This window comes from Streptomyces sp. NBC_00457, assembly GCF_036014015.1.
Classification (GTDB): domain Bacteria; phylum Actinomycetota; class Actinomycetes; order Streptomycetales; family Streptomycetaceae; genus Streptomyces.
This window is the reverse complement of the sequence record NZ_CP107905.1, coordinates 725,461-745,773: the sequence shown is the minus strand read 5'-3', so window position 1 is coordinate 745,773 and position 20,313 is coordinate 725,461. Positions and strand designations below refer to the sequence as shown.

At 71.8% G+C, this 20,313-nt stretch carries 15 protein-coding genes; 10 read left to right on the top strand and 5 right to left on the bottom strand.

Annotation, left to right across the window (positions count from 1 at the left end; all coding sequences use genetic code 11):
• The first annotated feature begins 6 nt into the window (after positions 1 to 6).
• The 4 genes from OG828_RS03520 (at position 7) to OG828_RS03505 (ending at position 5,400) form a co-directional block, all read left to right on the top strand.
• Positions 7 to 1,539 carry a hypothetical protein gene (locus OG828_RS03520; protein ID WP_328500055.1) on the top strand — a complete coding sequence of 511 codons (1,533 nt, stop codon included), beginning with the start codon at positions 7 to 9 and terminating at the stop codon, positions 1,537 to 1,539.
• A 312-nt stretch (positions 1,540 to 1,851) separates the two neighbouring features.
• Positions 1,852 to 3,153 carry an AAA family ATPase gene (locus tag OG828_RS03515; RefSeq protein ID WP_328500054.1) on the top strand — a complete coding sequence of 434 codons (1,302 nt, stop codon included), beginning with the start codon at positions 1,852 to 1,854 and terminating at the stop codon, positions 3,151 to 3,153.
• Between the two features lie 128 nt (positions 3,154 to 3,281).
• Positions 3,282 to 4,487 (top strand): vWA domain-containing protein, encoded by a 1,206-nt coding sequence (locus tag OG828_RS03510; protein WP_328371552.1) that lies wholly within the window; start codon positions 3,282 to 3,284, stop codon positions 4,485 to 4,487.
• A 217-nt stretch (positions 4,488 to 4,704) separates the two neighbouring features.
• Complete coding sequence (locus tag OG828_RS03505) at positions 4,705 to 5,400, top strand: peptidoglycan-binding domain-containing protein (protein ID WP_328500053.1); 696 nt, start codon at positions 4,705 to 4,707, stop codon at positions 5,398 to 5,400.
• A gap of 22 nt (positions 5,401 to 5,422) precedes the next feature.
• Here the strand turns inward: OG828_RS03505 and OG828_RS03500 are convergent, their stop codons facing one another.
• From OG828_RS03500 to OG828_RS03480, 5 genes are all read right to left on the bottom strand, one after another.
• Entirely contained in the window at positions 5,423 to 5,800 is a 378-nt protein-coding gene (locus tag OG828_RS03500) for a hypothetical protein (protein ID WP_210570190.1), read from the bottom strand.
• A gap of 278 nt (positions 5,801 to 6,078) precedes the next feature.
• The gene (locus OG828_RS03495) at positions 6,079 to 7,002 is read right to left on the bottom strand and encodes a MurR/RpiR family transcriptional regulator (RefSeq protein WP_328350039.1); all 924 of its coding nucleotides are present in this window, start codon (positions 7,000 to 7,002) and stop codon (positions 6,079 to 6,081) included.
• 58 nt (positions 7,003 to 7,060) lie between these two features.
• The gene (locus OG828_RS03490) at positions 7,061 to 8,773 is read right to left on the bottom strand and encodes a phospholipid carrier-dependent glycosyltransferase (RefSeq protein ID WP_443062368.1); all 1,713 of its coding nucleotides are present in this window, start codon (positions 8,771 to 8,773) and stop codon (positions 7,061 to 7,063) included.
• 93 nt (positions 8,774 to 8,866) lie between these two features.
• Positions 8,867 to 10,807, bottom strand: a complete 1,941-nt coding sequence (locus OG828_RS03485; RefSeq protein ID WP_328500052.1) for a phosphatase PAP2 family protein — start codon at positions 10,805 to 10,807, stop codon at positions 8,867 to 8,869.
• A gap of 101 nt (positions 10,808 to 10,908) precedes the next feature.
• Positions 10,909 to 11,817 (bottom strand): N-acetylglucosamine kinase, encoded by a 909-nt coding sequence (locus OG828_RS03480; protein WP_328500051.1) that lies wholly within the window; start codon positions 11,815 to 11,817, stop codon positions 10,909 to 10,911.
• Between the two features lie 263 nt (positions 11,818 to 12,080).
• Between OG828_RS03480 and OG828_RS03475 the strand changes: the two genes are divergently transcribed.
• From OG828_RS03475 to OG828_RS03450, 6 genes are all read left to right on the top strand, one after another.
• Entirely contained in the window at positions 12,081 to 13,211 is a 1,131-nt protein-coding gene (locus tag OG828_RS03475) for an ROK family transcriptional regulator (RefSeq protein ID WP_328350036.1), read from the top strand.
• Between the two features lie 276 nt (positions 13,212 to 13,487).
• Positions 13,488 to 14,816 carry an extracellular solute-binding protein gene (locus tag OG828_RS03470; RefSeq protein WP_328500050.1) on the top strand — a complete coding sequence of 443 codons (1,329 nt, stop codon included), beginning with the start codon at positions 13,488 to 13,490 and terminating at the stop codon, positions 14,814 to 14,816.
• 114 nt (positions 14,817 to 14,930) lie between these two features.
• Positions 14,931 to 15,842: a carbohydrate ABC transporter permease gene (locus OG828_RS03465; protein WP_328500049.1), complete on the top strand. Its 912-nt coding sequence runs from the start codon at positions 14,931 to 14,933 to the stop codon at positions 15,840 to 15,842.
• Positions 15,839 to 16,738, top strand: coding sequence for a carbohydrate ABC transporter permease (locus tag OG828_RS03460; RefSeq protein WP_328500048.1), 900 nt, complete (start codon positions 15,839 to 15,841; stop codon positions 16,736 to 16,738). Before OG828_RS03465 ends, OG828_RS03460 begins: the two co-directional genes overlap by 4 nt.
• Before the next feature lie 2 nt (positions 16,739 to 16,740).
• Positions 16,741 to 18,459 (top strand): hypothetical protein, encoded by a 1,719-nt coding sequence (locus tag OG828_RS03455; RefSeq protein ID WP_328500047.1) that lies wholly within the window; start codon positions 16,741 to 16,743, stop codon positions 18,457 to 18,459.
• 23 nt (positions 18,460 to 18,482) lie between these two features.
• Positions 18,483 to 20,312: a hypothetical protein gene (locus tag OG828_RS03450; protein WP_328500046.1), complete on the top strand. Its 1,830-nt coding sequence runs from the start codon at positions 18,483 to 18,485 to the stop codon at positions 20,310 to 20,312.
• Position 20,313 lies beyond the last annotated feature (1 nt).

Below are 20,313 nucleotides of genomic sequence, written 5' to 3'. Positions count from 1 at the left end.
GTGCTGATGGCACATCACTTCGCGAATGAGATTCCGTCCCGCCTGTTGATGTGGCAGCGCGTGCGCGAGTACGCCGTGCCACCGTCCATGATCGAGACCGCGACCGCACGGCGTGCCGTCGGCGACTGGGCGGGGGCCTGCGCCGCCGCCCGTATCGACGTCGATCTCGATCTGCACGCCGTGCGAGCCCGCCACGGCATCGATCTCGTCACCCGCCTCCGAGCGGATCTGCGCCGACTGGCACCGGATCTGCTCCGCTGGCACATGCCCCGGATCGCCCCCGACGGACGGCTCCGGCCCGGCCTCACCATCTGTCTGGCCCGTTACCGGAGTTCGGGCGCCACACCGGTCCAGCTGGTGGTGCGTACACCGCCGGCCTGGGCGGACGCCGGACAGCGGATGTCGCTGGCCCTGTGGGAAGGGTCCGGGACCGGCAGCCCAGGGCGCCATTCCCATCCCCATCCGCATCCCGACCGGCGTTTCCGGCTCGACCTGCACCGGCATCTCTGGGACGCCGGGCTGAGCGGCGAACTGGCGCGTCGGTGCGGTGCGGACGGCGCGCCTTTCACGGTGCTGCCGGAGCGGCTGCGTCCTCCCGGCCGGGCAGAGCCGCCCGACCGGCTGCACCCGCTCGGCTGGGCAGAGCTGCCGGACCGGCCCGCCGTTCACGACGGCCCGTGGGCGGTGGCCCGCTGGGCTGCCGAGGCGGAGTCGCTGTTGCGGGCCGAAGGGCTCCCACGCGGGGCCTTCACCGTGCGGCTCGGTGCGCGCAGACACGCCGTGCTCGAACTCGTCGCCCCCGACGACAGCCATGCCCCGACGCTCCGGCCGCTGCATGAGGCGGTGACGGCGCAGGAGGTCGCGGCGCTTCCGGTGCTGCCGGAGGTCGCGGCCCGGGTCCTGCCGGATCTGGAACTGCTGCGGGCCATGCTGGTCACGGCCGAGCGGTTGCACCCGCTCGTCGCCTCGGCGTTGGAGGCATCCGGCTCGGTGACGGTGACGGTGACGGTCCCGGTGCCAGGCCCGGCACCGGGACCCGATCCCCGCGATCCGCACCGGGTGCGGTGCCGGGGCGAGGTCCACCGGATCGCGCTGCGGGACGGGGTGCTGACGGCGATCGATCACGATCCGGCTCAACTACGCCGGGAAGAGCTGCTGGTGGCCCTCGGCGGACCGCCGCTGCCCTGCCTGCGGGCGATCGACGCGGTGCACCGCAACCCGGAGGCACTGCCCGCGGTCCGGGAGCGGCTCGGCCACGGTGACGTCGCCGGGGCGCTGGCCGTGGTCGAGGGGCTGCTCGGTCCCGCTGCGGTCCTGCGCGACGGACCGCTCCGGGAGGCACTGGAGTCGGCCGCGGCCCGCCGCATCGACCACGGGCTCTTCCGCTCGGGACTGGCCGGTGTGGGCGCCGCCGGAGAAGAGACCGCCCCGGACGTGCGGCACGCGGGCCACCGTCCCCGGATCGACCGCCGTACGCCACCCGCGACGCGCCGCAAGCGGAGCACCCGATCCCGTCCCCGCACCGGCCTGACCTGCTGACCGGCCGCGCTGACCGAAGTCCCTTTCCCGCGTTGCGCGTTCCGTTCCGCGCGCCCACGCCATCCCGGACGGGCCATCCTGTCCCCGCATCGGCCTGAGTTGCTGACCGGCCGCCCTCACCGAAGTCCCGTTCCCGCACTGCACGTTCCGCGCCCCCGCCATCCCGGATTGGCCGCCCCGTCCCCGCATCGGCCTGAGCCGCTGACCGGCCGCCCTGACCGAAGTCCCTTTCCCGCACCGTGCGTTCCGCGCCGCTCGTCCCCGCCATCCCGGACGGGCCATCCCGTCCCCCGACCACCCCAGGTGATGCCCATGACCTTCAGCACCGTTCTGCCCGCCCCCGTTCCGGCCGCCGGCACGTCCGCACCCGCACCCGTCCGCGCCGGCGCCTCCGCGACCGGCACCCATCTCGCCCTGGCCGACGACCTCCTGGGCCTCCTGCGGACGACGACCACCGAACCGCGCCCCGACGAGCAGCTCGAAGCGCTCACCCTGGCTGTCGCGGCCGACCTGCCCGTGCTGCTCTGGGGCGAGCCCGGCATCGGGAAGACGGCGGCTCTCACTCAGCTCGCCACCTCTCTCGACCTGCCGCTGACGACCGTGATCGCCAGTGTCCACGAGCCGTCCGACTTCTCCGGGCTGCCCATCGTGGGCGACGACCCGGCGGTGCGAGGAGTGCCGATGGCACCGCCGCAGTGGGCAGTGGAACTCGTGCGGGCCGGACGGGGGCTGCTGTTCCTGGACGAACTCTCCACCGCCACCCCGGCCGTCCAGGCCGCACTGCTCCGGGTCGTCCTGGAGCGGAGGGTCGGTGCGCTGCAACTGCCACCGGGGGTGCGGATCGTGGCCGCCGCCAATCCGCGTGCGTCGGCGGCGGACGGGTGGGAGTTGAGCCCGCCGCTGGCCAATCGGTTCGTTCATCTGCACTGGGTGCACGACCGGGAGGTGGTGGTGCGCGGGCTCGGCGGGGTCTGGCCCCGGGCCGAGCTGCCCCGGCTGGTGCCTGAGCGGCTGCCGGAGGCGGTGGCTTTCGCCCGACGCGCGGTCTGCGGCTTCCTGGAAGCCAGGCCGACGCTGATCCATCGGCTGCCCAGCACCGAGACGCGGCGCGGCGGCGCCTGGCCTTCGCCCCGCAGCTGGGAGGCCGCGTTGACCCTGCTGGCCTTCGGCACGGCTGCCTCCGTCTCCCGGGAGGTGCTGGCGCTGCTGGTGCGGGGGGCGGTGGGGGACGGGCCGGGGCTCGAACTCCTCGCCCATCTGGACCGGATGGACCTGCCGGACCCGGAGTCGCTGCTGGCCGATCCGGCCGCCGCCGAGCTGCCGGTGCGGGGAGATCTGCGGCAGGCGGCGCTGGAGGCGGTGGTGGCCGCGGTCGGGGCGCGGCCGGAGCGGGAGCGGTGGGAGGCGGGCTGGGCGGTGCTGGTCAGGGCGCTGGAGACCGGCGCCCCGGACCTGCTGGTCGCCCCGGCGACGGCGCTGGCCGCGCTGCGGCGCGACGACTGGGAGGTGCCGGAGGCGATGGAACGGCTCGTCGGGGTGATCGGTCTCGCCCGGCGGGCGGACCGGTCGGTGGGGCGGATCACGGCTGGGCGTGAGCAGGGGGTGCGCCGATGACCGGGGCCGTGCGCCGCCCGGTGCCGCGCCCGATGTCTCCGCCTCCGCCACCGCGCCCGGTGCGGGCCACCGTGCCGAATCCGCCGGCCGGTTCCGGCGGACCGGACGGGCCCGAACTCCCGCTGGACCTGGAGAAGTTGCTGGCGGCCAGGCTGCACGCGGTGAAGGTCCGCCCCTATCTTGCCGCCGCGCTCTTCGCGCTGCACGTGGTGGAGGACCGGTCGGTGCCGACGATGGCGGTGGACGCGCACTGGCGCGTGTACGTCTCACCCGGCTTCGTGGCGCGCACCCCGGTGGAGGAGCTGGCGGGCGTGTGGGTGCACGAGGTCTCCCATCTGCTCCGGGACCACCACGGGCGGGGCGAGCGGTATGCGCGGGAGCACGAGGAGCACGGATCGGGCGAGAGGCTGCGGCGGAACATCGCCGCCGACTTCGAGATCAACGACGACATCTACGGCGACGGTCTGCCCCTGCCGGTCGGGGCGGTCCTGCCGTCGCTGCTGCGGCTGCCCGACGGGCTGCTGATGGAGGAGTACCTGCGGACGGCGTCGATGACCGGGCTCACCGCGGACCTGGCATGGCTGGACTGCGGCAGTGGTGCCGACGGGCAGCAGCGGCCGTGGGAGCTGGGGCCGGACGGGGCACACGGGCTGAGCAGGCAGCAGCGGGACGCGGTCCGCTTCCGGGTCGCCGAGGGGATCAAGGGCCGGCCGGGCGAGACACCGGACGGGTGGCGGCGATGGGCGGACGAGGCGTTCCATCCGCCGCAGCCGTGGCGGCAGTTGCTCGGGGCTGCGGTCCGTTCGGCGGCGGGCGCGCCGGGGGTGGGCGAGAACCACAGCTACCGTCGTCCGTCCCGGCGGTCGGCCGGTGTCCCCGGGGTGCTGCTGCCCAGCCTGCGCCGCACGCCGCCCCGGGTCTGCGTCGTGATCGACACCTCCGGGTCGGTGAGCGACGCCGAACTGGGCAGCGCGCTGCTGGAGGTGGCGGCGATCTCGCGGGCGGTGGGCGGGCGGCGCGATCTGGTCTCGGTGATCTCCTGCGACGCGGCGGCCGGGGTCGCCGTCCCGCTCTGCCGCGCCGAGAGCATCGCCCTGATCGGCGGCGGGGGAACGGATCTGCGCTCCGGCTTCGCCCGTGCACTCCGCTCGCGACACCGTCCGGACGTCATCGTCGCCCTGACGGACGGTCAGACGCCATGGCCCTCGGCGCAGCCTCCCTGCCGCACCGTCGTCGGTCTCTTCCCCCGCCCCGCCCACGCCGTGAACGAGAGGAATCCCGACTACACCCCGGAAGCCCCGCCGCCCTGGGCGCATGTCGTCACCATCGGCTGAGAAGGCGCCGCGGGTGGACCGCCGCCCAAAGCAACTGACGCCACGGCTTCAGCGGATGGATCGCCTCGTCCGCCCATCGCCGCCACCCGTCGGCACCACTGCCGCGGGCCGGCCGTGCCAGGTCTGCGGAGTCCCGATGAACTCCCGGTGCGGCTGCCACGTATCACTCCACGGGGACCACCCGGACCCCAGCGCACGGGACGGAAGGAGAAGAGCGGTGCCGACACCGTCCGAACCCCGGCAGCCGTACGACGACCGGCCACCCCTGGAACCGGTGCGCGTCGTGCGCCCCCGCCGCACCGACGCCCTCGCCGAACTGCTCAAGGATCTGCCGCCGAGAACCGGCGGCTTCGAGACCGTGCCCATCCCGGCGCCGCAGCCCGGATCCGAGGACTGGACGCAGGAACTTCCACCCGTCCGCGCCGACGAGGAGGACCGCTCCACGCGCCCCGGCCGTCGCGGCGTGGGGCGACGCCACGCCGCCATGGCGGTCGCCGTGGCCGCTGCCGCCGTCATCGGTTTCGGTTGCGCCTTCCTGCTCCCCGACCGGAACGACGCCGACACGGCCGCTCCCGCACCCGACGCCCCTCCCGCGTCCGCCGCGCCTCCTACGTCAGCCGCGCCTCCCACGTCAGCCACCCCGCCCACCGCGGGCGGCGGTGCGGCGGTCGACCCCGACGGCGCCGGCACCCTCCGCCAAGGAGCGTCAGGCCCTGAGGTGACCGACCTCCAGGAGCGGCTGCTGCGCATCCCGGACGTCTACCAGGACGGTTCCACCAGCGGTCAGTACGACGCCGTCCTCACCGAGGCGGTGGCCCGCTTCCAGCTCTGGTACGGCATCCGCGGCGACGAGACCGGCGTCTACGGCGATGACACCCGCCGGGACCTGGAATCCCGTACCGGCACCGGCTGAACCCGCTCCTGCCCTGTGGCGGTCAGCGTGCGGAGGTGTCCACCAGGGCATGGGTGACCGCCCGCACGCTGCGCGCGATGTGCTGCAGTTGGAGGACCTCCGCCGCGTACAGCTTGATCGTGTGCTCGATGACCGACTCCGGCAGTCCGAGTGCGGGCAGATCGGCACGCGCGGTCTGCAGGGCGGTGCGGGCGACGCGTATCTCGTGCTGGACCTGGATCTGCGCATGGCGGGCGAGCAGCACGGGGTGGCGGATCAGGGCCGGGTAGCTGGCGTAGCGGGCCGGTACCAGTTCGCGCAGCCACTTGGCCGCCGAGCGCTCCCAGTCGTAGCTGCCGGGGGTCTTGACCTGGCAGGGCCAGTCCGGGCTGATGCGCGTGGTCGTCAAGGGCATGATCATCGCTTCCGGGTGTGCGGCGTCGTGAGGGGTGGTCCGACGGTTTTTGGCGGCTCCGGCCTAGGGGATGGCCGGAGCCGCCGCGGGCGCTCGCGCGTGCGATGCCCGTTCGAACGCCCTCGGCGCCGACGCGGGTGGGTGACGGCGGCTCCGGGCGTCCGGGTGTGAAGTATTTATATATACCGTCCGGTTTGCAAGACGCATGAAAACATTCATGCGTGGTATGAGGTGATTGATGCCCTTGTAGCCCTCTGTGGGGGGTGCGGTGGGCGTCCTGCTTCTCAGTCCCGGAGGAAGAACTGGTGCTGGTCGGAGATCTGCTCGTACTCCTCGAGGCGCGCCTGGGTGCGCTCGGGGTCGGCGTCGGTCATGGCCTGCAGCAGGGCCGCCGCGATCACGCCGGGCGCGGCGTAGGAGTCGAAGACCAGCCGGGAGCCGGTGCCGGTGGCGAAGGTGACGTCGGCCTCGTCGGCCACCGGTCCGAGCGCCAGGTCGGTGATCAGCGCGACCTTCAGTCCCGCGTTGCGCGCGACCTGTACGGCGTTGAGCGTCTCCTGCGCGTGCCGGGGCATGGAGAACGCCAGCACCCACGTGCCGCCCGCCTCACGGGACTGGAGCAGTGCGTCGTAGGCGACGCTGCCGCCCCGCGTCACCAGCCGTACGTCCGGGTGGACCCGGCGGGCCGCATACGCGAAGTACTCGGCCAGGGACACCGAGATGCGCAGGCCCAGGACGGTCAGCGGCGTCGACTCCGACAGCTTGCGGCCGGTGTCGATCACCTGGCCGGGGTCGGCGAAGTCCCGGCGCAGGTTCTCCAGGTTCTCGATCTCGGCGTCGACGGCCGCCTGCAGTTCGTTGCCCTGGTTCTCCTCGGCCGCCGGGGGGCCGCCGGCGAGCGTGCCGAGCGCGATCGACTGGAGCTTCTCCCGTAGCGCGGGGTAACCGCTGAAGCCGACCGCCGCGGCGAACCGTGTCACCGAAGGCTGGCTCACACCCACCCGCTCGGCGAGATCGGTGATCGAGAGGAACGCCGCTTCGGTGATGTGCTCGATCAGGTACTGGGCGATACGCCGCTGTCCCGGCGACAGCCGCGGCCGGTCGAAAAGCGTCCTGAGCTGGGAACTCGGAGCGGCCTCCGCCTCCGGAGCCGACTTGCCCGAGGTGATCGCGGACGCCTGTGCACGTGCCTGCTGCGGCGATGGCACCGGTGCGCCTCCTTTGTCTCCCACAGTCGTTCAACATAGCTCAGACACACCGAAACGATCACCGTCGGTAGATCGTGATCGAATGACCGACCGTGTCGATGGGACGACTGCTGTCGATCAACTCGGCCAGCCGCCCTTTCGCCTTGGCGACGCTGGAGTCCGACACGACCAGCAACCCGCGCACCTCACGAGCGGGCACCGAGCGCGGGTCGGTCGCGTCGATGCCGTAGTACGACGGCACCCCGCTGCCCTTGTACACCAGCCAGATCCGCTCACCCGGATAGCGCTCCCGCAGCCGGTCCGCGAGCCGGCCCAGATCCTGGCCCCAGTCCACGTTGGAGTCGTGCAGCCGCAGATGCGTCTTCGCGGGTCCGCCGAACGCCTCGTTGGAGTACGGCAGATAGTAGGGAAACGTGCGCAGCGAGCTGACCGCCACGAACAGCACCAGCGCGCCCGTCGCCACGAACCGCCATCGCCACCGCAGTGCCAGGACACCGGCCGCCGCCACCGCGAGGAACATCGGCACGAAGACGGCGTACCGCGTGCCGAAGTCCCGCGCCCCGTTCATGGCCACGGCGGACAGGACGGCGGGGGCGAGCAGCAGATACGGCGCCGCGGGCCGCAGCCGCCGTACCGCGAGCAGTGCGACGGCGCCGGCCACCCACAGCGCGAGCATGCCGAGTGGTGTCTTCACCAGTAGCGCCGACGGGAGGTAGTACCACAGCGACCCCGTGTACACCCGCCCGAACAGGAAGCTCTGCCAGGGCCGGGTCTCCAGCCCGAACTGGATGCGCATCCCGTCCCGGTACGCCTCCGGCAGCGGCAGCAGATCGACCAGCAGCCCCCGCAGCCCTCCCACCGCCGGCATATGCTGCTGCGGCGTCCAGCGCAGCCGCGGGTCGACGGCCAGATAGGTGGCCCATACGACGGCGATCGCGGCCAGCGCCAGCACGCCCGCACCCGCGGCGGCACGCAGCAGCGCCCTGCGACGGTCGGTCCACGCGCCCGCCCGGCGCCCGTTCGCTTCGGCCGTCCACACCGACACCCCGGCGAGTACCACCAGCACCGGAACCGCCGCCAGCGCGCTCATCCTCGTCGCCAGGGCCGCACCCAACGCCACCCCGGCGAGCGGCAGATACAGCCGTGGCCGGACCCGCGCCCGCCACAGCAGCCACACCGAGGTCAGCAGGAAACCGGCCGCCGGTACGTCGAGTGTGGCCAGCGAGCCATGGGCGATGAGGTCGGGAGAGAAGGCGTACAGGGCGAGCGCGGTCAAACCGCCCGCCGCGCCCACGAGTTCACGGGCGAACGCGAACACGACCAGCCCGAACAGCAGCGTCAGCACGATCACCGGGAGGCGGGCCCAGAACATCAGCTGCCACGGGTCGTTGCCGGACTTGTACAGCAGATGCCGACCCAGCACGCCCTGATCGCTGGGCCGCGACCGGTCGACATGCGGATCCGCGAGTGCCACACCGACGCTGACGACCAGCTTCCCCAGCGGGGGATGCTCGGGGTTGTACCGCAGGCTGTGGTCGTGCAGATAGACGGCGGCCGTGCCGACGTACACGGGCTCGTCGATGGTCGGCGTCTGCTGCACCGCCGTGGTCACCATCGCCACGGCCATCTGGGCGAGCAGCACGACCACCAGCAGCGGCACCAGCAGGCGCCTGCGCGACGGGCGTGGCGGGGCCACCGCCGTCACGGACGGCGGAGGGTGCCCCTCCGTCCCGGGATCGAGGACCAGTTCCCGTTGTTCGCGCGCCATCATCCACCCCGCGGTGACACCGGCCGCGCGGTGACGGGAGTGATCCAGAGCCGCCTCATGGGGCCACTCTGCATCAGCTCCCGCCACGTCGGGGCGTTACCGCTTCAGGAGTCGTACCGACAGACCGTCCGCCGTGTAGACGGGTACGGCCCGCAGCGTGTCCGAGTTCAGCTCGATACGGTCGAATTGGCCACGCAGCACCGGGGCGCCGATGACACGCACCGTGCTTCCCGCGGCCGGCGGCTTGTCGGCGTCGAGCCGCAGCGACAGCGAGCTGCCCTTGCCGAGCACCGCCCGCCGCGTGACCTCCAGGGCGGGGCCGCGACCCGAACGCAGCGTCACCTCGAGCGCGGCCGACTCCTGCGCGTACGTGCCGTGGATCTTCACCGTCGACCTGGTGGCCACGCGCAGGGTGCCGCCGGTGACCCGCACCTCGCCGTGGCCCAGGGCGTGCGCCGAGGCGGCGACGAGGACACCGTCCGCCAGAACGGTCCCGCCGGTGTACCGGTTGTGGCCGGTCAGGGTCAGCGTTCCGGTGCCGCGCTTGGTGAGGCCGCCGTCGCCGTCGATGTCGTTGCGCCAGCTGTCGGCCGCGCCGAAGCCGCCGGCCGAGGCGTCCAGCGTAACGGTCACGTCCGAGTCGAAGGCGCCGTAACCGTCCGCCGCCGCGAACAGGTCGAGCCGGCCCCACTGCTCCCAGCCGTCCAGCAGGACGTAGCCCGAGGGCAGCGCGGTCGTCCGCAGCACCTCGCGCCGCTGCGTAGCGTCGAGGTACGGCAGCCGCGTCTCCAGCAGCACCTCCGCGCCCTTCGGGACGGTGAGCGGCCGGTTGCCGCCGCGCCGGGTCAGCACGTACGTCAACTTCGGCGTGACCGTGCGGGCGTTCGCGGCACGGTCCGCATACGGGTCGGTGTCCGTGCCCGCCGAATGCGCGTAGGTGTACAGCGTGTCGGCCGTCGTGCCGGTCCGCTCCTGGAAGTACGCCAGAGCCTGGGCCCGCGCCGCCTTCTTCAGAGGCGCGTTCGCCGGGTCGGCGAGGGCGGCGGCGGCCAGGGCGGTGGCCATGACGCGGCCGCCGATGACATCGACCGTGGAGTGCATGCCCGACACGATGCGGGTGTGGCTGAGCTCGAAGGCGCGGGTCACCATCTCCTGGAAGCGCTCCGGGACGGCGTACGCGAAGGCCAGGGCCGCCAGGTGGATGGCGTTGGTGTGGCCGCTGGGGAAGCCGCCGTCCTCGGCCGGGGTCTCGCCGCGCTGCCGCAGCAGCTGCGGGGCGACGATCACGTCCGACTCGTAGACGGGGAAGCCGAACGCGTCCTTCTTCCCGGTGTCGACGACCTCGCTGTCCTCGTTCATGCGCCACGGACGCGGGTACTGGAAGGCGAACTTGGCCGGGTTGCTGGAGGCGAAGGGGCCGCGCACCGTGTCGACCAGCCTGGCCACCTGACCGAGTGCCGAGTCGTACGACCCGGCGCCGAGCGCGGAGCCGGCCGGGGCGTCGGCGGGCAGGGTGTCGCTGATCTTCGCGTCCGGGGTGCCGTCCGGCGCGCTGGTGATCGACGTGACCGCCTTGGCACCCGACTTGTACAACTCGGCCAGCGGACCGAGGCCGCCGATCACCGAGTAGCTCTGGTGCTGGCGGTCGTAGAGGAACGCGTCCTTCGCCTGGGCGTCCGTGCGCGTGGCTGTGACGCGGGCGCAGTAGCGCATGTTGGCCCGCAGCACCTCGGGCAGCAGCGGTATGCCCGTGTTCCAGGCGCCGCCGGTCTTCCAGACCTTCGCGAAACCGCCGAGGGCGCGGACCACCGCGTTGGTCTCGGGCGTCAGGTTCGCCGTGACGTTGGTCTTGTAGTCGTCGACGAACGCGGCGGCGGCCGTGGCGGCTTTCGCGTCCGCGGCGCCGAGCCACGCCGCGAAGGTGGGCGCGGCCAGAGCACCGGCCGAGACACCGAGGGAGGTCCGGAGGAACCCCCTTCTGTTCACGGCGAGTTCACTGACCGGCGCGGTGGACCGGGGCCCGGCGGATGACGGCATGCTGCTGCCTCTCTGGAGTTCTTCGGCCGTTCGGCCGGGGACGAGCGAAGATCTACGGGCGGGTTGTGTCGGACGAGGGTGGGCCCGCCGTCCGGCAGGTGTCACAGAAGTGAACGCGCCAGCGCCACCGCGCCCTCGGCCGGCGGCACCCGCAGTGGCTGTGGCCTGGCTGTGGGCACCCTGTCCGTGAGGGCGGAGGCGAAGGCGTCGTACAGGGCGGGCTGGGCGAGGACCGTGCTGCCCGCCACCACCACGTCGTCCACCACGACCCCGCGCGCGGCGAGCCGTTCGACGAGCGCGGCCAGCGACCGGCCGCCGTCTGCGATCACTGCACGGGCGAGCGGCGAGCCCGCTTCGGCAGCGGCGAACACGGCCGGGGCATGCCGGCCCCACTCGGCGGAGATGTCCTTGGCGGCTTCCAGCGCCGCCCCGAGCGCCGGGACTTCGGCGACTTCGAAGGAGGCGAGGAGACCGAGTGCGAGGGCGTCGGGCTCCTCCCCGCGGTCATGGGCCGCCCATACGGCGCGTGCGGCCTCGCGGACGAGACCGGCGGCGCCGCCCTCGTCGCCGAGGACCGCGCCCCAGCCGCCGACCTGGACGGGGCGGCCGTCGGCGAAGCGCCCCACCGCGACCGAACCGGTGCCGGCCACCAGGCCGACGCCCTTGTCCAGGCCCGCTGCGGGGACGAGGAGTTCGGCGTCGCCCACGACCAGTGCGGGCGCGTCGAAGTGGAGTTCCAGCGCGGTACGGATCTGGGCGCACTGACGGGAGGTCTCGCAGGCGTGACCGCCCACGGCCAGAGCGGACGGGCGCGAGCCCGCCGGCAGGGCCTCGGCGGCCAGCACGGCCAGCCAGCCGGCGGCGGCCACGGGGTCGTGCGGCCGCCAGCCACTGCTGGAGCGGACGTGATCGGCGACCGGGGTGTCGCCCGCGAAGGCGCGCAGATGCGTCTTGGTGCCGCCCACGTCGATACCGACCACGAGAGGGCCAGAAGGTGAAGCGTCCTGCACGGATCCTCTTTCGTCGTTGCATTGTGCTGCGACGGCGGGCGAGACCGTGTGGGGAGGAAGGGCAGTTGAAGAACCTAGGGAAGCCCCGGGACGGGCCTCTGACGGACCACGGCAGGCGAGTACCGTGACTTCGTTAGGAAGTTAACTAACGAAGTACAGTGCGTCAAGAGAAATCGCATGGCATCCCATCGCCGCATCCCCTGGAGAGGTACGACCCCGGAGCGCGGCGCTCGACCTCGCGTGGGAGAACTGTGGAACACGACGTGGCGGAACCACCCCGCCTGACCGAGAGCGCGAGCGCGGTGTTCGCCGTGCTGGCCCGGGCGGGCACGGCGACCCGGCCGCAGCTCGCGAGCCTGGCGGGCCTGTCCAAGCCGACGGTGTCCTCCGCCGTCGCGGAACTGGAGAGCGCCCGTCTCGCCGCACACTCGGGCACCGCCTCCGGCGCCACCGGACGCTCCGCCGCCGTCTACGGACTCGGACCGGCCGCCGGTGCGGTGCTCGCCGTCGACCTCGGCCCCGCCCTCACCCGGGTACGCGGCTGCGCCCTGGACGGCACCCTGCTCGCCCAGGCCACCGGCTCCCGGGACGAGGCCGCCGACGTCGTGCGCGAGGCCGTCTTCGCCCTGCCCGACGGCGCCCCGCTGCGCTCCATCGTCGTCGCCGTCGGCGATGTCCCGGCGGGGGAGGGGGGTGTAGGACAGCGCCCCGCGACCGCCAAGGCCGGCCCCCTCTTCGACGCCATGGCCGTCGCCCTGCCCCGGGGCGTGCCGGTCCACCTCGAGAACAACGTCAACTGTGCCGCGCTCGCCGAGCTTCACGAAGGCGCCGCCCGCGGCCGGAACACCTTCGGCTATCTGCGGATCGGCGTCGGTATCGGCCTCGGCATCGTTGTCGGCGGCCAGGTGCTGCGCGGGGCGAACGGCGCCGCCGGTGAGCTCGCCCGGCTGCCCTACCCCTGGGACGAGGGCCGCGAGCCCCACCAGGACGCCCTGGAGGAGTACATCGGCGCCCGTTCCCTGCTGCGCCGGGCCGCCGAGGCCTGGCCGGACGCCGACGGGTCCTGCCCCCGCACCGCCGAGCAGCTCTTCGCCCTCGCCCAGGAGGGCCGTGCCACGGCCCGTACGGTCGTGGACCGCCACGCCGCCGACATCGGCCGGCTGGCCGCCGCCGTGACCGCCGTACTGGACCCCGGACTGATCGTCCTGGGCGGCAGCACCGGCGCGGATCCGCAGCTGCTGCCGGGGGTGCGGGCCGAGATGGCGCGTCTGAGCTGGCCCACCGAGGTGGTGAGCAGCACGGTCGGTGATCTCGGCACCGTGGTGGGTGCTTCCCGGCTCGCGGTCGCCCAAGGAGTCCAAACCGTGACCGACGCCGCGGGGGCCAAGGATTGACGGGTTCCGGCTCGGTCTGCCAATGTCCGGACAAGCGCTTTCTAAGTCGGCCGGGACGCCGGCTTGGAGCGAGCGTCCCGCCGGTACTCGATGTACGGCAACCGCACGAGGGCGTGCCCGTGCGGTGACGGCCATGACGGCCGGGGACCTCGCCCGTGAGGATGACGCGGCCGGGCGAGGCCGCGCCCCCGGAAAGCGACGTTTCCTGCAAAATGCATCCGTGCCGCCTCGGTCGGCGCCGTGCTCCGTCCCCTGCGACGAAAAAAGGGATCGAAGATGACCAATGTAGGTGCGCGGCGCTCCCGCCGACTCGGCCGCGGCGGCATACGCCGCCTGGTCCCCCTCGCTGCCGTGGCCACGGCAGGTGCCCTGCTGCTCTCCGCCTGCGGGTCGGACTCCGGCTCGGGCGGAACCTCCAAGTCGCTGACGTTCTGGATCTCCACGGTTCCGGGGCAGGACGCGGGCTGGAAGAAGATGGTGGCGCAGTACAAGAAGGAAGCCGGCGTCGACGTCAAGCTCGTCAATGTTCCCTACGACGGCTACGACGCGAAGCTGCGCAGCGCCGCGCAGGCGAACTCCCTGCCCGACGTGGCGTCGGTTCCGAAGATCGACCCGATCTGGGCGAACAAGCTGATCGACCTCGGCTCCATCGCCAACAACAAGAGCAACAAGATCAACGGCAACTTCGTCGCCAAGGACTCGTCCGGGAAGGTGCTGGCCATCCCCTCGGACGTCACCGCGTCCGGCATGTTCATCAACAAGTCGCTCTTCGAGAAGGCCGGCGTCGACTACCCGACCTCGCCCGACAAGACCTGGACCTGGACCGAGTTCATCAAGGCGGCGGACGAGGTCCGGGAGAAGACCAACGCCAAGTACTCCCTGACCTTTGACCAGTCGCCGTCCCGGCTCCGCGCCATGGTGTACGAGATGGGTGGGAAGTACGTCCAGGCCGACGACTCCGGCAAGTTCTCGGTGGACGCGGCGACCAAGAAGGCCGTGAACACCTTCGTCGGGTGGAACGACGACAAGACCATGCCGAAGTCGGTGTGGACCAGCGGCGCCGACCCGTCGGCCATGTTCCAGAGCGGTGACGTCGTCGCCTACTGGTCCGGCGTGTGGCAGGTCGCCGCCTACGCGGAGAGCATCACGAAGTTCGAGTGGGCGAGCGTCCCGACTCCGGCTCAGCCGGTACAGGCCAGCGACGTCAACAGCGGCGGCATGACGGTGGGCTTCAACAACAACGGCGACGCGGCCGCCGCCGCGGAGAAGTTCCTGTCCTGGCTGTACGAGCCGGCCCACTACCAGGCGCTGTGCGAGGCGTCCGGGTTCCTGCCCGTCGAGAGCGGTCTGAACCCGAAGTACCCCTTCAAGTCCGAGGCGGCGCAGGCGGCGTTCAAGCTCTACAACGAGTCGATCCCGCTCTACGACCCGGTCTCCGGCTACTTCAACACCGCGCAGACGAGCTGGGCGCTGAAGGGCAAGACCCTCACCGAGGACCCGACCAAGGTGGAGCTCGGCAAGGCGATCAACGGCCAGCAGTCGGCCGACAAGGCCCTGGAGAACATCGTGGCCGGCTACAACCAGCAGCTCGGCGGCGGATCGTAGGCCACAGGGCCGGGCGGCGTGGTCGTACCGCCGCCCGGCCCTGTCGCCCATGTGATGCCGGGCTCATGGCGTGAGCCCACAGGGAACCCATTCCACCAGCACGGAGTCAGGAAGATGAAAAATCGCGCCCCGGACATGTCCGTGAGCCCGCCCAGGAGACGCAGCAAGTACACCGTCGCGCCGCTCGTCCTCGTCGCGGGCAATGTGGTGCTCTTCGGGCTGTTCTTCGTCTGGCCGGCGGTGATCGGGCTCGTCTACTCCTTCACGAACTACACGGGCATCGGGGCGTTCCAGTTCGTCGGACTGGACAACTACCAGAACCTGTTCGGGGACTCGATCTTCTACAGCGCGTTGACCCGGACGCTGCTGTACACCGTGCTCTTCGTTCCGCTGAACTTCGTGCTCTCGCTGCTGATCGCCAACGTGCTGGTGAGCAAGCACGCCAAGGGCGTGTCGGTCGCCCGCGTCTTCTTCTTCATCCCGTGGCTGCTGTCGCCCATCGTCGTGGGTGTCCTGTGGCGGTGGCTGTTCGGTGAGAATTTCGGACTGGTCAACGAGGTCATCGAGAAGCTCGGCGGAAGTGCCGTTCCGTGGCAGTCGAACGCGGACCTGTCGTTGATCGTGGTGGTGGTGGCGGCATCCTGGGCCTGGACGGGCTTCTCGATGCTGCTGTTCATCGCGGCGATCAAGAACGTACCGGTGTCGTACTACGAGGCGGCCTCGCTCGACGGTGCCGGTCCGTGGCGCCAGTTCATCAGCATCACATTGCCGAGCATCGCGCCCACTTCGTTCATCGTCATCCTGCTCAACACGATCCACGGGATGAAGGAATACCCGCTGTTCGCCTCCCTCAACAACGGCGGACCCGGAACGTCGAACAACCTGCTTGTCCAGTACATCTACCAGACCGGCTTCAAGTCGGGCCAGATCGGCTACGCGAGCGCCGCGTCGTTCGTGCTCATGCTCATCCTGATGGTCGTCGCGATCATCCAGATGATGGTCAACCGGCGGGTGGAGAACCGATGAAAACCACAGACATGCCACGCCCGGTTGATGCCGAGCCCGCACGGGCTGTTCCCAGGAAGCGGCCCCGTGGCGCGGCCAGTGGTGGGCTTCGGCGCGCGGTGCCCGCGACGACACTGCTGTGGGTCCTGGCGGCCCTCTACGGGTTTCCCGTGCTGTGGTTCGTCCTCAGCTCCTTCAAACCGGCGGGAGACCTGTTCTCCTCGCTGGCGCTGTTTCCGGACGACCCCACCCTGGCGGGCTACAAGGCAGCATGGGGCAGCGCCAACTTCTCCCAGTACTTCATCAACACGACCATCGTGTGTGTGGTCGCGACGATCCTCACGGTGGGAGTCAGCTGCTGCACGGGGTACGCGCTGGCCAAGTACGACAACAAATGGCTCAAGGCGTTCTTCGTCTGCATCCTCGCCACGACGATGCTGCCGGGCGAGGTCATGCTCGCCCCGCAGTTCCTGGTGGTCCGCGACCTGGGCCTGTACAACTCTCTCGCCGGCATCATCGTCCCGGCCTTGCTCACCGCGACCGGATGCTTCATGTTCCGCCAGTTCTTCCTGACGGTCCCCGACGAGCTCCTCGAGGCCGCCCGCATCGACGGGGCGCGTGAACTGTCGATCTTCCTGCGGATCATGGTGCCGATCTCCCGGCCCATCATGCTGACCCTCGCCATCCTGTCGTTCCAGTGGCGATGGAACGACTACATCTTTCCGCTGCTGATGCTCAACGACCCCAGCAAGTTCACCGTGCAGATCGGCATCCAGAGCCTTGTCGGCGCGCAGAACATCAACTGGTCGGTGGTGCTCGGCGGCTCGGTCATCACCATGGTTCCGCTGATCATCGTCTTCCTGGTGTTCCAGCGTTACGTCATGAACGCAGACATCAACGCCGGACTGAAGGACTGATCGTGCCCACCCCGCTCGACCACAAGTTCGTCCGGTCGGCGGCCCGCGCCGCCGACCGGACGGCCGCCCCACTGGCGGCCGGCCCCGACGAGGAACTCTCCGGCGTGCCCCACCGCGCTCTGGCACGCCGGGTGAAGACCCTGGTCGCGGCGTACCGTTCCCCGGAGTCGGCACTGCGCGGCAGCGGACAGGCCGTCGCGGCCATGATCGCCCACCTCCGTGCCCTGCTGGCCGTGCAGACGGCCTCGGGCCTCTTCGCGGGCGGCGACAACGTGCAGTCACCGCCGGACTCCGCGTTCACCGTCAACGACGTGTGCGACGCGCACGTCCTCGCCGCCGGCGCCGGGCCCGAACTGCGCGAGGTCACGGCCGCGCTCGCCGAGATCGCCGACGCCGCCACCGGCAGTCTCCTGACCGGCGGAGTGCACACCCCGAACCACCGCTGGGAGCTGAGCGCGGCGCTGGCCCGCCTGCACCGGTCGTTCCCCGACCACCGGCTGCTCGACCGCATCGAGGAGTGGCTCGCCGAGGGCATCGACATCGACGCGGAGGGCCTGTACTCGGAACGCAGCGCCAACTACGCGGCCCACGTGTCCAACCCGTCGCTGCTTCTGCTGGCCGAAGTGCTCGGCCGCGCCGACCTGCTGTACGCCGTCGAGCGCAATCTCGCCACGACCCTGGACCTCATCAGGCCGGACGGCACGGTGGAGACGGTCCACTCACGACGGCAGGACCAGAACCACCCGTTCCCGCTGGCGCCCTACCTGCCGCACTACCGGCTGCTCGCGATCCGGACCGGCCGGGGCGACTTCGCCCGGGTGGCGCGGCTGGCGGCCGCCGACGGTATCGACGACCCCGACCTGCTCGCCGAGACCCTCCTCACCCCGGACCTGTGCCGCGCCCTGCCGGCCCCGACTGCGGAGCCCCTTCAGCGCGACCGGTACCTCACCACCGCACGCCTCGCCGCACGCGCCTCGGCCACCGCACACACGGTGGTGTACGGCGGCTCCGACGTGCCCGAGCACCGGCGCATCCGCTCGGGCCTCGCCTGCAACCCCACCTTCCTGCGCCTGTTCGCGGGCGACGCCGTCCTGGACGCGGTCCGGCTCTCGCGGGGGTTCTTCGACCTGGGCCCGTTCCGCGCCGCCGACATGCAACAACTCACCGACAACCACTACCGGCTCACCGAAACCCTCACAGCCGCCTACTACCAGCCGCTCCCGCCGGACCAGAGGCGGGACGACGGCGGTTACCGGCTCGTGGACGAGGGACGCTTCTCGGCCGCGATGGCCTTCCCCGACCGGCCTCGGGACGAGGTCTCCCACACGACCCGCGTCGAAGTGGACCTGCGGGAAGACGGCGCCGACCTGCGGATCGACATCAGCGGACCACGGGTGCCCTGGGCCCTCGAACTGACCTTCCGCCCGGGCGGCGTGCCGGAGGGCGCCGTACCGATCGGCGACGGACGCTGGTGCCTGACGACCGAACCGATGACCTACCGGGTCGGCGACGACGAGATCCGGGTCGAGGCCGGCGTCGAGTCGGGCGAACCGCTCGCCGGGCCGGACCGGAGCGACGTACTGCGGTACGACCCGGGGCAGGACTACACCGTGGTGGGCGGCACCGACGCGACGACCGGCAACCGTGTCTACCTCGGTGGACTCGGCCCGCACACACTGACCGTCGCCCTGCGCGCCCACCGGACCGCACCTGTCGAATGACCCCCACGGCTGAGGACAGTCAGATGCATCTCCCGCACCAGCGCGGCCCGTTGCACGACCTGCCGGACACCCCCGAGGCATACGACGCCGTCCTCGCCGACGTCACCGAGCAGGCCCTGGCCCGCATCACCCCGGACGGCAATCTCGAACACCCCGACGCGGTCGACGACATCGGCGACACCTCGCTCGGCGTGACGTCGCTGCTGGCGTTCGCCTGGCAGCGCACGCAGGATCCCCGGCTGCCGGAGGGGGTGCGTCGCAGTCTCGCCTTCCATCTGCGGGAGCGGGTGTACGTAGAGGACAACCCCGGCTACCCGAACCTGAAGGTGCGCAACTCCGGTCTGCCGTACGCCCATTACACCCTCGCGGCGGGCGCGCACCCCATCGGGGACTGGCCCAGCACGGTGTGGGCGCTGCTCCAGACGGTCAACCTGCTGGACACGACGGACGGCCTGGTCGACGACGAACAGCGCACCGAGCTGCTCGAGTTGGCGCACGGCTACTGGCGCTGGCTGACCGAGGCGACCTTCTTCAACCCGCAGGAGGCGGGCAACCAGGCGATCGGCTGTGTGGTCGGCGGCCTGATGCTGGCCCGTCATCTGCCGGAAGAACAGGGCGAGGCGGTGCGCGCGCGGGCGCTGGAGCTGTACGCCGACAAGATTCGTGCCCACCGGGTGCGCGACCGGGGCGCCCTGCTGCCCCCCGAGCACGGCGGCGCCTACGACAACAACTACGGCCCGATCTCCCTGTCCTTCCTCGCCCAGGCCCACCGGGTCAGCGGCGAGGAGATCTTCGCCGAGGACGGCGACACGCTCGCCCGCTACATCGACGCCCGCCTGACGACCGGCGGCTTCGACATCGGCGGCCCCCGCTACAGCGAACAGCACTCCGGCTTCGAATCGGTCCTGGGCCTGCGCTACTTCAGCCGCCGTATCGGCTCCGACCTCGGCCGCTACCGGGGCGACACCCGCTGGGGCCGGCACGCGGCGCAGGCGGACGGCGGGATCGACGGCCACTTCGCGTGGATGCTGATCTGGCAGATCCAGGACGGCACGCGCTGGCACCGGGAGCCGGCCACGGCGGCCGCCCGCCACCAACTGCGCTCAGGCACGGTCTCGGTGGCCTTCGCCGACCGGATGACCCCGGCGGTGGTCGAGGCGGGCGGCACCTACTACCTGCCGGCCGCCGTCAACCGCCAGCACGGCTTCGGCCCGGTCACGGACGGCTTCCTGCACTGCCGCCCCATGGGCGAGGTCCGCGTCCGCGACCTGCGTGCCGACGGCCTGACCGCCAAGCTGGTCACCAAGCCGGTCGTCGGCCGCGACCACGTCCTGCGCCATGTCCGGTCCCTGTACGTCACCGACGGCACGCGGCTGTGGATGACGGTGGCCGTCGAGCGGCTGCCGGGATCGCCGTACCTGCTCGCCGGACTGCCGTACGCCGCCGACGACGGCGACCGTGTGCGCAGGGTCGCGACCGGCGAGGTGGCGGCGGCGGGCGAACTCCGTCTGACCCACCCGGAGCCGGAGCGCACGGACCACTTCGACGCCCGCTCGGAGACGACCCAGGAGCTGGCGGCCTTCGCCCTGGCCGCCGATCCGCGCGGTTACGGCAACCCGGACGAGGGCTGGCGTCACCTGGTCGCGTCCACGGCGCTGGAGGCCGAACCGGCGCCGGGCGTGCCCGGTGACCTGCACGTCTTCGCCGTGCGCTACGGCGCCGAGGGCCCGTTCTCCCCGGAGTTCGAGCTCGGGGAGCAGGGGCTGACGGTACGGACCGAGGCCTTCACCGCCGTGATCGGGGAACCGGCCGGCGACGAGCGAGGGGAACCGCGGCTCACCCTGCGCGGCTGAG

Excerpts from the sequence above, each read along its gene's own strand:
- OG828_RS03500 (WP_210570190.1), bottom strand. The coding sequence starts at position 5,800 with ATGATCATGCCCTTGACGACCACGCGCATCAGCCCGGACTGGCCCTGC.
- OG828_RS03460 (WP_328500048.1), top strand. The coding sequence starts at position 15,839 with ATGAAAACCACAGACATGCCACGCCCGGTTGATGCCGAGCCCGCACGG.
- OG828_RS03465 (WP_328500049.1), top strand. The coding sequence starts at position 14,931 with ATGAAAAATCGCGCCCCGGACATGTCCGTGAGCCCGCCCAGGAGACGC.
- OG828_RS03515 (WP_328500054.1), top strand. The coding sequence starts at position 1,852 with ATGACCTTCAGCACCGTTCTGCCCGCCCCCGTTCCGGCCGCCGGCACG.
- OG828_RS03485 (WP_328500052.1), bottom strand. The coding sequence starts at position 10,807 with ATGCCGTCATCCGCCGGGCCCCGGTCCACCGCGCCGGTCAGTGAACTC.
- OG828_RS03450 (WP_328500046.1), top strand. The coding sequence starts at position 18,483 with ATGCATCTCCCGCACCAGCGCGGCCCGTTGCACGACCTGCCGGACACC.
- OG828_RS03520 (WP_328500055.1), top strand. The coding sequence starts at position 7 with ATGGCACATCACTTCGCGAATGAGATTCCGTCCCGCCTGTTGATGTGG.
- OG828_RS03470 (WP_328500050.1), top strand. The coding sequence starts at position 13,488 with ATGACCAATGTAGGTGCGCGGCGCTCCCGCCGACTCGGCCGCGGCGGC.
- OG828_RS03490 (WP_443062368.1), bottom strand. The coding sequence starts at position 8,773 with ATGATGGCGCGCGAACAACGGGAACTGGTCCTCGATCCCGGGACGGAG.